At 58.1% G+C, this 12,006-nt stretch carries 11 protein-coding genes; all 11 read right to left on the reverse strand.

Annotated elements, in window-relative coordinates; genetic code table 11:
• Window positions 1-3 precede the first annotated feature (3 nt).
• The gene (gene rpsS / locus LOY42_RS24160; protein WP_010486981.1) at window positions 4-279 is read right to left on the reverse strand and encodes a 30S ribosomal protein S19; all 276 of its coding nucleotides are present in this window, start codon (window positions 277-279) and stop codon (window positions 4-6) included.
• Between the two features lie 16 nt (window positions 280-295).
• Complete coding sequence (rplB, locus tag LOY42_RS24165) at window positions 296-1,120, reverse strand: 50S ribosomal protein L2 (protein ID WP_003255483.1); 825 nt, start codon at window positions 1,118-1,120, stop codon at window positions 296-298.
• 14 nt (window positions 1,121-1,134) lie between these two features.
• Entirely contained in the window at window positions 1,135-1,434 is a 300-nt protein-coding gene (rplW, locus tag LOY42_RS24170) for a 50S ribosomal protein L23 (protein WP_003255484.1), read from the reverse strand.
• Window positions 1,431-2,033, reverse strand: a complete 603-nt coding sequence (rplD, locus tag LOY42_RS24175) for a 50S ribosomal protein L4 (RefSeq protein WP_003255485.1) — start codon at window positions 2,031-2,033, stop codon at window positions 1,431-1,433. Before rplD ends, rplW begins: the two co-directional genes overlap by 4 nt.
• A gap of 12 nt (window positions 2,034-2,045) precedes the next feature.
• Entirely contained in the window at window positions 2,046-2,681 is a 636-nt protein-coding gene (rplC, locus tag LOY42_RS24180; protein WP_011531887.1) for a 50S ribosomal protein L3, read from the reverse strand.
• An 80-nt stretch (window positions 2,682-2,761) separates the two neighbouring features.
• On the reverse strand, window positions 2,762-3,073 hold the full coding sequence (gene rpsJ, locus LOY42_RS24185; RefSeq protein ID WP_003186070.1) for a 30S ribosomal protein S10: 312 nt from the start codon (window positions 3,071-3,073) through the stop codon (window positions 2,762-2,764).
• Window positions 3,074-3,214: 141 nt separating this feature from the next.
• On the reverse strand, window positions 3,215-4,408 hold the full coding sequence (tuf, locus tag LOY42_RS24190) for an elongation factor Tu (protein WP_038707241.1): 1,194 nt from the start codon (window positions 4,406-4,408) through the stop codon (window positions 3,215-3,217).
• Window positions 4,409-4,439: 31 nt separating this feature from the next.
• Window positions 4,440-6,584 (reverse strand): elongation factor G, encoded by a 2,145-nt coding sequence (gene fusA / locus LOY42_RS24195; RefSeq protein WP_139668115.1) that lies wholly within the window; start codon window positions 6,582-6,584, stop codon window positions 4,440-4,442.
• 30 nt (window positions 6,585-6,614) lie between these two features.
• Entirely contained in the window at window positions 6,615-7,085 is a 471-nt protein-coding gene (rpsG, locus tag LOY42_RS24200) for a 30S ribosomal protein S7 (protein ID WP_023628750.1), read from the reverse strand.
• A gap of 106 nt (window positions 7,086-7,191) precedes the next feature.
• Complete coding sequence (gene rpsL, locus LOY42_RS24205; RefSeq protein ID WP_003255492.1) at window positions 7,192-7,563, reverse strand: 30S ribosomal protein S12; 372 nt, start codon at window positions 7,561-7,563, stop codon at window positions 7,192-7,194.
• Between the two features lie 211 nt (window positions 7,564-7,774).
• Window positions 7,775-11,974 carry a DNA-directed RNA polymerase subunit beta' gene (gene rpoC, locus LOY42_RS24210; protein ID WP_046857349.1) on the reverse strand — a complete coding sequence of 1,400 codons (4,200 nt, stop codon included), beginning with the start codon at window positions 11,972-11,974 and terminating at the stop codon, window positions 7,775-7,777.
• Window positions 11,975-12,006: the final 32 nt, after the last annotated feature.

Below are 12,006 nucleotides of genomic sequence, written 5' to 3' on the forward strand. Positions count from 1 at the left end.
CCCTTAACGCTTGGCTTTCTTGTCAGCCACGTGCCCGCGGTAGGTGCGGGTACCGGCGAACTCGCCCAGTTTGTGGCCGACCATGTCTTCGTTCACGAGAACTGGGACGTGTTGGCGACCGTTGTGTACCGCGATGGTCAGACCGACCATTTGTGGCAGGATCATCGAACGGCGCGACCAGGTTTTAACTGGCTTGCGATCGTTCTTCTCCACCGCCACTTCGATCTTCTTCAGCAGGTGAAGATCGATAAAAGGACCTTTTTTCAGAGAACGTGGCACTGTCGTATCCCTCTAGTTACTTGCGACGACGGACGATCATGTTGTCGGTACGCTTATTACCACGGGTTTTGGCACCCTTGGTTGGGAAGCCCCATGGCGATACCGGATGACGACCACCGGAGGTACGACCTTCACCACCACCATGTGGGTGGTCAACCGGGTTCATGGCAACACCACGAACGGTTGGGCGAACGCCGCGCCAGCGTTTGGCACCAGCTTTACCCAGCGAACGCAGGCTGTGCTCGGAGTTCGAGACTTCGCCCAGGGTCGCACGGCACTCAGCCAGGACTTTACGCATTTCACCAGAGCGCAGACGCAGGGTCACGTAGACACCTTCACGAGCGATCAGCTGAGCCGAAGCACCAGCGGAACGAGCGATCTGAGCACCTTTACCCGGCTTCAGTTCGATGCCGTGAATGGTGCTACCTACTGGAATGTTGCGCAGTTGCAGGGAGTTACCGGCCTTGATTGGGGCCAGGGCACCTGCGATCAGCTGGTCGCCAGCACTCACGCCTTTAGGGGCGATGATGTAGCGACGCTCGCCGTCTGCGTAGCACAGCAGGGCGATGTGAGCAGTACGGTTTGGATCGTATTCGATACGCTCGACAGTGGCTGGGATGCCATCTTTGTCGTTGCGACGGAAGTCGACCAGACGGTAGTGCTGCTTATGACCACCACCCACGTGACGCGTGGTGATGCGGCCATTGTTGTTACGACCACCAGACTTCGATTTCTTCTCGATCAGCGGTGCGTGAGGAGCGCCTTTGTGCAGCTCCTTGTTGACCACCTTGACCACGAAACGGCGGCCAGGGGAAGTCGGTTTGCATTTAACGATTGCCATGATGCACCCCTTCCTTACTCAGCACTGCTGCTGAAATCGAGATCTTGGCCTGGCTGAAGGGAGACGATCGCCTTCTTCCAGTCATTACGCTTGCCCAGACCACGTGCGGTACGCTTGGTTTTACCCAGAACGTTAACAGTCGACACGTTTTCAACTTTTACGTTGAACAGGCCTTCGACAGCTTTCTTGATTTCCAGCTTGGTTGCATCGGTAGCAACCTTGAATACGAACTGGCCTTTTTTCTCAGCCAGAACGGTAGCCTTCTCGGAAACGTGCGGGCCAAGGAGGACTTTGAATACGCGTTCCTGGTTCATCCCAGCAGCTCCTCGAATTTCTTCACGGCCGAGACAGTGATCAACACTTTCTCGTATGCGATCAGACTGACCGGGTCGGAACCTTGAACGTCACGTACATCGACGTGCGGCAGGTTACGAGCAGCCAGGTACAGGTTCTGATCAACAGCGTCCGAAACGATCAGTACGTCGCTCAGACCCATGCCGTTCAGCTTGTTCAGCAGATCTTTGGTTTTCGGTGCTTCAACAGCGAAGTCCTGAACCACGACCAGACGGTCGCTACGCACCAGCTCGGCGAGGATGGAGCGCAGGGCTGCGCGATACATCTTCTTGTTGAGCTTCTGCGAGTGATCTTGAGGACGAGCTGCGAAGGTTACACCACCGCCACGCCAGATCGGACCACGGGTAGTACCGGCACGAGCACGGCCAGTACCTTTCTGACGCCATGGGCGCTTACCGCCACCGGCCACGTCAGAACGGGTCTTCTGCTGCTTGGTGCCCTGACGGCCGCCAGCCATGTAGGCCACGACTGCTTGGTGTACCAGCGTCTCGTTGAATTCGCCACCGAAAGTCAGTTCGGAAACTTCGATCGCCTGAGCGTCATTTACATTAAGTTGCATGTCAGTTTCCCCTTACCCGCGAGCCTTGACAGCTGGACGCACAACCACGTCGCCGCCAGTAGCGCCTGGAACGGCACCCTTGATCAGCAGCAGGTTGCGTTCAGCGTCTACGCGTACTACTTCCAGGGACTGCACAGTCACGCGCTCAGCGCCCATGTGACCGGACATTTTCTTGCCCTTGAATACACGACCAGGAGTCTGGCACTGGCCGATGGAGCCAGGGACACGGTGCGATACGGAGTTACCGTGGGTGTTATCTTGACCACGGAAGTTCCAGCGCTTGATGGTACCGGCGAAGCCTTTACCTTTGGACTGACCGGTTACGTCTACCAGCTGGCCTGCAGTGAAGAGTTCAGCTTTGATCAGATCGCCAGCCTGGAAATCGCCTTCTTCAAGACGGAACTCCCAGACACCGCGACCAGCGGCAACGTTGGCCTTGGCAAAGTGGCCTGCCTGAGCGGCGGTCACACGCGAAGCACGACGCTCGCCGACAGTGACTTGCACTGCACGGTAGCCATCAGTTTCTTCGGTTTTGAACTGGGTGACGCGATTCGGCTCGATCTCAATGACCGTGACCGGAATGGAGACACCTTCTTCGGTGAAAATACGGGTCATGCCCGCTTTCCGACCGACTACACCAATAGTCATGTTGTAAACCTCATGAGTGTACGGGGCTTTCACCCGCTATGGCCGCCCATTTCAGAGCGTTACACGACCAGACCGAAGTCTTAGCCGAGGCTGATCTGTACTTCCACGCCGGCCGCCAGATCGAGCTTCATCAGCGCGTCAACGGTTTTATCCGTTGGCTGGACGATGTCCAGAACACGCTTATGAGTGCGAATCTCGTACTGGTCACGCGCGTCTTTGTTGACGTGCGGGGAGACCAGAACGGTGAAACGCTCTTTGCGGGTAGGCAGTGGAATTGGACCACGCACTTGTGCACCAGTACGTTTCGCGGTTTCCACGATTTCCTGGGTGGATTGGTCGATCAGGCGATGGTCGAAAGCCTTCAACCTGATACGGATTTGCTGATTTTGCATTGGATTTCAGACTCCAGGCTGTTCCCAACGGACGCACTACGCCCGCTAAAAGGAGGCGTGATTCTATAGACGCCCCAATTTAGTGTCAACCCAATAAAAAAAGCCCCCGCTGAGCGGGGGCTTTTTCAATCGGTCGAGTGATTACTCGATGATTTTGGCTACGACGCCGGCGCCGACGGTACGACCGCCTTCACGGATGGCGAAACGCAGACCGTCTTCCATTGCGATGGTCTTGATCAGGGTGACAGTCATCTGGATGTTGTCACCTGGCATTACCATTTCAACGCCTTCCGGCAGTTCGCAGTTACCGGTCACGTCAGTGGTACGGAAGTAGAACTGAGGACGGTAGCCTTTGAAGAACGGAGTGTGACGACCGCCTTCTTCCTTCGACAGGACGTAGACTTCTGCGGTGAACTTGGTGTGCGGCTTGACCGAACCTGGCTTGACCAGAACCTGGCCACGCTCAACGTCGTCACGCTTGGTACCACGCAGCAGAACGCCGCAGTTCTCGCCAGCACGACCTTCGTCCAGCAGCTTGCGGAACATCTCAACACCGGTGCAGGTGGTGGTGGTGGTGTCACGCAGACCAACGATTTCCAGGGCGTCCTGAACGCGGACGATACCACGCTCGATACGACCGGTAACAACGGTACCACGACCCGAGATCGAGAATACGTCTTCGATTGGCATCAGGAATGGCTGGTCGATGGCACGAACTGGCTCAGGGATGTAGGCATCCAGAGTTTCTACCAGCTTCTTGACAGCGGTAGTGCCCATTTCGTTGTCGTCTTTGCCTTCCAGCGCCATACGAGCCGAACCGATGATGATCGGGGTGTCGTCGCCTGGGAAGTCGTAGGTGGACAGCAGGTCGCGAACTTCCATCTCGACCAGTTCCAGCAGCTCAGCGTCGTCTACCAGGTCAGCCTTGTTCAGGAAGACCACGATGTACGGAACGCCAACCTGACGGGACAGCAGGATGTGCTCACGGGTTTGTGGCATCGGACCATCGGCGGCCGAGCAAACCAGGATCGCGCCGTCCATCTGGGCAGCACCGGTGATCATGTTCTTCACGTAGTCAGCGTGACCTGGGCAGTCAACGTGAGCGTAGTGACGAATGTTCGAGTTGTACTCGACGTGCGCGGTGTTGATGGTGATACCGCGAGCTTTTTCTTCCGGAGCCGAGTCGATCTTGTCGAACTCAACGACGGCCGAACCGAAAACTTCGGAGCAGACGCGGGTCAGAGCTGCGGTCAGAGTGGTTTTACCGTGGTCAACGTGACCGATGGTGCCAACGTTGACGTGCGGAAGGGAACGATCAAATTTTTCTTTAGCCACGACAGTGAACTCCTAGCCTAAAGGGGCTGAATCAGCCTTGTTTTTTAATGAGAGCTTCGACGATGTTCGACGGAGCTTCAGCGTACTTCGAGAATTCCATGGAGTAGCTTGCGCGACCCTGAGACATGGAACGAACGTCGGTTGCGTAACCGAACATCTCTCCCAGCGGAACCTCAGCGCGGACGACGCGGCCAGAGACCGACTCATCCATACCCTGGACCAGACCACGACGACGGTTCAGGTCACCCATCACGTCACCCAGGTAGTCTTCCGGGGTTACAACTTCGACCTTCATGATCGGCTCGAGAACCACGCCACCGCCCTTCTGGGCCAGTTGCTTGGTTGCCATCGAAGCAGCGATTTTGAACGCCATTTCGTTGGAGTCGACGTCGTGGTACGAACCGTCGAATACCGTGGCCTTCAGGCCGATCAGAGGATAACCGGCAACAACGCCGTTTTTCATCTGCTCTTCGATACCCTTCTGGATCGGAGCGATGAATTCCTTAGGAATCACACCGCCAACGACTTCGTTGGAGAACACCAGACCTTCGGTGATGTTGCCCTTGTCGTCCTGATCTGGCTCCGAGAAACGGATCCAGCAGTGACCGAACTGACCACGACCACCCGACTGACGAACGAATTTGCCTTCGATCTCAACGCCGGATTTGGTGATCTTCTCACGGTACGAAACCTGAGGCTTACCGATGTTGGCTTCGACGTTGAATTCGCGCTTCATGCGGTCAACGAGGATGTCCAGGTGCAGCTCACCCATACCGGAGATGATGGTCTGGCCGGTTTCTTCGTCGGTCTTGACGCGGAACGACGGGTCTTCCTGGGCCAGCTTGCCCAGAGCGATACCCATCTTCTCCTGGTCAGCCTTGGTTTTCGGCTCGACGGAGAGCGAAATCACCGGCTCAGGGAAGTCCATACGCTCAAGGATGATTGGCTTCTCGATGTTGCACAGGGTTTCGCCGGTGGTCACATCTTTCATGCCGATCAGGGCCGCGATGTCGCCAGCGCGTACTTCCTTGATCTCTTCACGCTGGTTGGCGTGCATCTGCACCATACGACCAACGCGCTCTTTCTTGCCCTTGACCGAGTTGATGACCGAGTCACCGGAGGCCAGAACGCCCGAGTAGACGCGAACGAAGGTCAGAGTACCCACGAACGGGTCAGTCGCGATCTTGAACGCCAGAGCCGAGAACGGCTCGTCGTCGTCTGCGTGACGCTCGTCCTTACGAACAGCCGGATCTTCTTTGTCCAGCTCTTTGTCGTCCGGGTTGATGCCCTGGATTGCAGGGATCTCGGTCGGAGCAGGCAGGTAGTCGATGACAGCGTCGAGAACCAGGGGAACGCCCTTGTTCTTGAACGACGAACCGCAGACAGCCGGAACGATCTCGCTGGCCAGGGTGCGCGCGCGCAGACCGGCCTTGATCTCTTCGACGGTCAGCTCTTCGCCTTCCAGGTACTTGTTCATCAGCTCTTCGCTGGACTCTGCAGCCGCTTCAACCATGTTGGAGCGCCACTCTTGAGCCAGCTCCAGCATATCGGCAGGAATTTCTTCCTCGCGATAAGTGGTGCCTTTGTCGTCGTCGTTCCAGTAGATAGCCTTCATCTTGATCAGATCGACCTGACCCTGGAAGTTATCTTCCGAACCGATGGCCAGCTGAACCGGAACCGGGGTGTGGCCCAGACGGTTCTTGATCTGACCTACGACGCGCAGGAAGTTGGCACCGGCACGGTCCATCTTGTTCACGTAGACAACACGTGGAACACCGTACTTGTTGGCTTGACGCCATACGGTTTCGGACTGCGGCTCAACGCCGGAGGTACCGCAGAACACAACGACCGCGCCGTCGAGTACGCGCAGCGAACGCTCAACTTCAATGGTGAAGTCAACGTGGCCGGGGGTATCGATGACGTTTACGCGGTAGTTGTCGTACTGACCGACAGAACCTTTCCAGAAGGTGGTAACGGCAGCGGAGGTAATGGTGATACCGCGCTCCTGCTCCTGCACCATCCAGTCGGTGGTCGCGGCGCCGTCATGCACCTCGCCCATCTTGTGGCTCAGACCTGTGTAGAACAGGATCCGCTCGGTAGTGGTAGTCTTGCCCGCGTCAACGTGCGCGCAGATACCGATGTTACGGTAGCGGTTAATTGCTGTAGTACGAGCCATAAAGCCCTCGCAAAATAATTGATGCTTGAATTAGAAGCGGTAGTGCGAGAACGCTTTGTTGGCTTCGGCCATACGGTGCACGTCTTCACGCTTCTTGACTGCAGCACCCTTGCCTTCGGCAGCATCCAGCAGCTCACCGGCCAGGCGCAGGGCCATCGACTTCTCGCCGCGCTTGCGGGCGTAGTCTACGAGCCAGCGCATTGCCAGAGCGTTACGACGGGACGGACGAACTTCAACCGGGACCTGGTAAGTGGCACCGCCGACACGGCGGGACTTTACTTCGACCAGCGGAGCGATGGCGTCGAGAGCTTTCTCGAAGATTTCCAGGGGGTCGCTGTTCTTGCGTGCTTTGACTGCATCCAGGGCACCGTAAACGATGCGCTCGGCCACAGCCTTCTTGCCGCTTTCCATCACGTGGTTCATGAACTTGGCGAGGATCTGGGATCCGTACTTCGGATCGTCCAGGATCTCACGTTTTGCTGCTACACGACGTCTTGGCATGATAAGCCCTCAAACGGTCTTCAGGTTAGCCCGGGACGTGGGTCTTCGACCCCTGCCCGACCTTACTCTTATCGACTCAAAAAAATGGATATGTGCAAACGGCCGATTACTTCGGACGCTTGGTACCGTACTTCGAACGACCCTGGTTACGGCCTTTGACGCCCGAAGTATCCAGAGAGCCGCGAACGGTGTGGTAACGAACACCTGGCAAGTCTTTTACACGGCCGCCACGGATCAGGACGACGCTGTGCTCTTGCAGGTTGTGGCCTTCACCACCGATGTACGAGGAAACCTCGAAACCGTTGGTCAGACGCACACGGCATACTTTACGCAGTGCCGAGTTAGGTTTTTTCGGCGTGGTGGTGTACACACGGGTGCACACGCCACGACGTTGCGGGCAGTTCTGCAGCGCAGGAACGTCGGACTTCTCGACCGAACGCTTACGCGGCTGACGTACCAGCTGGTTGATAGTTGCCATCTACTAGCTCCACTGATTGTCTTGCGACTCTATTGTCTTGCAAGAAAGCCAAAAATTGGCGAGACGGAGCCTCACCAAATTTAAGGGTACAAAAGTCTAAAGAGGATCTTGCACCCAGTCAAGACGAGGCCCCGGCCCTCCTCGCCCGGTCATCGGCAACAAATCATGTCGCCGATGCCCGCTCGAGGCTTGCCGGGGCCCTGCCCTGTACTTAGTTACCGCTGGAATTCAGCGCTTCGGTCAGTGCGGCTTCCACCTCACTGGCGCTCACACGCAGCGGTTTGTCGGCATCACGGCGACGCTTGCGCTCGCTGTGATAGGCCAGACCAGTACCGGCCGGGATCAGACGACCCACGACCACGTTCTCTTTCAGGCCGCGCAGGTAGTCACGCTTGCCGGTTACCGCCGCCTCGGTCAGTACACGGGTGGTTTCCTGGAAGGAAGCCGCCGAGATGAACGATTCGGTGGACAGCGAGGCCTTGGTGATACCCAGCAACACACGGGTGAACTTGGAGATGAACTTGTCTTCGCCGGCGAGACGCTCGTTCTCTACCAGGACCTGAGTCAGTTCCATCTGGTCGCCCTTGATGAAGCTGGAATCGCCCGACTCGGAGATCTCGACCTTGCGCAGCATCTGACGCAGGATGGTCTCGATGTGCTTGTCGTTGATCTTCACGCCTTGCAGACGGTAAACGTCCTGGATCTCGTTGACGATGTACTTCGCCAGCGCGCTCACACCCAGCAGACGCAGGATGTCGTGCGGATCGCTCGGGCCGTCGGAGATAACTTCGCCGCGGTTGACCTGTTCGCCTTCGAAGACGTTCAGGTGGCGCCACTTCGGAATCAGCTCTTCATACGGATCGCTACCGTCGGTCGGAGTGATGACCAGGCGACGCTTGCCCTTGGTCTCTTTACCGAACGCGATGGTGCCGCTGACTTCAGCCAGGATCGAGGCTTCTTTCGGACGGCGCGCTTCGAACAAGTCGGCAACGCGTGGCAGACCACCGGTGATGTCACGGGTCTTCGACGTTTCTTGCGGGATACGCGCGATAACGTCACCGACGCCGATCTGGGCACCGTCAGCCACGCCGACGAGGGCGTTGGCCGGCAGGAAGTACTGGGCAGGTACGTCGGTACCTGGCAGGTACAGGTCCTTGCCGTTGGCGTCGACCATCTTGATCGCCGGACGGATTTCCTTGCCTGCGGCAGGGCGATCCTTGACGTCCAGGACTTCAATGTTGGTCAAGCCGGTCAGTTCATCGGTCTGACGCTTGATGGTGATGTTTTCTTCCATGCCCACGAAGGTCACGGTACCTTTCAGCTCGGTAACGATCGGGTGGGTGTGCGGGTCCCACTTGGCGACGATGGCGCCAGCTTCGACCTTGTCACCTTCCTTGACCGAAATCACGGCACCGTAAGGCAGCTTGTAACGCTCACGCTCACGACCGAACTCGTCGGCAATCGCCAGCTCGCCGGAACGCGATACGGCAACCAGGTTACCGTCGGCACGCTCAACCTGTTTCAGGTTGTGCAGGCGCACCATACCGCCGTTCTTCACCTGGACGCTGTCGGCAGCCGAAGTACGGCTTGCAGCACCACCGATGTGGAACGTACGCATGGTCAGCTGGGTACCCGGCTCACCGATCGACTGCGCAGCGATAACGCCGACAGCTTCACCGATGTTCACCTGGTGGCCGCGCGCCAGGTCACGACCGTAGCACTTGGCGCAGATGCCGTAACGGGTTTCACAGTTGATCGGCGAGCGCACGACGACTTCGTCGATGCTGTTCAGCTCGATGAACTCGACCCACTGCTCGTCTACCAGGGTGCCGGCCGGAACGATGACGTCCTCGGTGCCTGGCTTGAATACGTCGCGGGCGATGACACGACCCAGTACGCGCTCACCCAGCGGCTCGACAACGTCGCCGCCTTCGATGTGCGGGGTCATCAGCAGACCCTGGTCGGTGCCGCAGTCGATCTCGGTCACGACCAGATCCTGGGCAACGTCCACCAGACGACGAGTCAGGTAACCGGAGTTCGCGGTCTTCAACGCGGTATCCGCCAGACCTTTACGAGCACCGTGAGTCGAGATGAAGTACTGCAGTACGCTCAGACCTTCACGGAAGTTCGCGGTGATCGGCGTCTCGATGATCGAGCCGTCCGGCTTGGCCATCAGGCCACGCATACCGGCCAGCTGACGGATCTGGGCGGCGGAACCACGCGCACCGGAGTCGGCCATCATGTACATCGAGTTGAAGGACTCTTGCTCGACTTCCTTGCCCTCGCGATCGACTACCTTCTCTTTCGAGAGGTTGGCCATCATCGCCTTGGACACTTCGTCGTTCGCCTTGGACCACAAGTCGATGACCTTGTTGTACTTCTCGCCCTGGGTGACCAGGCCGGAGGCGTACTGGCTCTCGATTTCCTTCACTTCGTCGGTAGCGGTACCGATGATGCGGGCTTTCTCGTCCGGGATAACGAAGTCGTTAACGCCGATCGAAACGCCGGAAATGGTCGAGTAGGCAAAACCGGTGTACATCAGCTGGTCAGCGAAGATCACGGTCTCTTTCAGACCCACCACGCGGTAGCACTGGTTGATCAGCTTGGAGATCGCCTTCTTCTTCATCGACTGGTTGACGACGTCGAACGGCAGGCCGGCCGGTACTACCTGGAACAGCAGCGCACGGCCGACGGTGGTGTCGACGATACGGGTGTTCTTGGTGATGCTGCCATCACGGTCTTTCACGGTTTCGTTGATACGAACCTTGATTTTCGCGTGCAGGGCGGCTTCGCCGGCGCGGAATACGCGGTCGACTTCCTGCAGGTCGGCGAATACGCGACCTTCGCCCTTGGCGTTGATGGCTTCACGGGTCATGTAGTACAGACCCAGTACCACGTCCTGCGACGGAACGATGATTGGCTCACCGTTGGCTGGCGACAGGATGTTGTTGGTCGACATCATCAGCGCACGCGCTTCGAGCTGGGCTTCCAGGGTCAGCGGCACGTGAACGGCCATCTGGTCACCGTCGAAGTCGGCGTTGTACGCGGCGCAGACCAGCGGGTGCAGCTGGATCGCCTTACCTTCGATCAACACAGGCTCGAAAGCCTGGATACCCAGACGGTGCAGGGTAGGCGCACGGTTGAGCAGTACGGGGTGTTCGCGGATCACCTCGGCGAGCACGTCCCACACCTCCGGCAGCTCGCGCTCGACCATCTTCTTGGCAGCCTTGATGGTGGTCGCCAGACCACGCATTTCCAGCTTGCCGAAAATGAACGGCTTGAACAGCTCGAGGGCCATCTTCTTCGGCAGACCGCACTGGTGCAGACGCAGGGTCGGGCCTACGGTAATTACCGAACGACCGGAGTAGTCCACGCGCTTACCGAGCAAGTTCTGACGGAAGCGACCCTGCTTACCTTTGATCATGTCGGCCAGGGACTTCAGCGGACGCTTGTTCGAGCCAGTGATGGCGCGACCGCGACGGCCGTTGTCGAGCAGGGCGTCGACCGCTTCCTGCAGCATGCGCTTTTCGTTGCGCACGATGATGTCCGGCGCCGACAGATCGAGCAGGCGCTTCAGACGGTTGTTACGGTTGATCACCCGACGATACAGGTCGTTCAGGTCGGAGGTCGCGAAGCGGCCGCCATCCAGCGGTACCAGCGGACGCAGGTCCGGCGGCAGTACTGGCAGGACGGTCAGGACCATCCACTCAGGCAGGTTACCCGAGCCCTGGAAAGCTTCCATCAGCTTCAGGCGCTTGGACAGCTTCTTGATCTTGGTTTCCGAGTTGGTCTGCGGAATTTCTTCGCGCAGGCGGCCGATCTCGTGCTCCAGGTCGATAGCGTGCAGCAGCTCGCGGACAGCCTCGGCACCCATGCGGGCGTCGAAGTCGTCACCGAACTCTTCCAGCGCTTCGAAGTACTGCTCGTCGTTCAGCAGCTGGCCCTTCTCGAGGGTGGTCATGCCCGGATCGATCACCACGTAGCTCTCGAAGTAGAGCACGCGCTCGATGTCACGCAGGGTCATGTCCATCAGCAGGCCGATGCGGGACGGCAGCGACTTCAGGAACCAGATGTGGGCAACCGGCGAGGCCAGTTCGATGTGCGCCATGCGCTCACGACGAACCTTGGCCAGGGCAACTTCAACGCCGCACTTCTCGCAGATCACGCCGCGGTGCTTGAGGCGCTTGTACTTGCCGCACAGGCACTCGTAGTCCTTGACTGGGCCAAAGATCTTGGCGCAGAACAGGCCGTCACGCTCAGGCTTGAACGTACGGTAGTTGATGGTTTCCGGCTTCTTGACTTCACCGAACGACCACGAACGGATCATTTCAGGCGACGCCAGACCGATGCGGATGGCGTCGAACTCTTCGACTTGACCCTGGTTTTTCAGCAAATTCAGTAGGTCTTTCAAGGCCTTTCCTCCTGGCGGAGCAGGGAGCGGGC

Origin of the sequence: Pseudomonas sp. B21-023 (genome assembly GCF_024749165.1) — a bacterium.
Taxonomy (GTDB): Bacteria; Pseudomonadota; Gammaproteobacteria; order Pseudomonadales; family Pseudomonadaceae; genus Aquipseudomonas.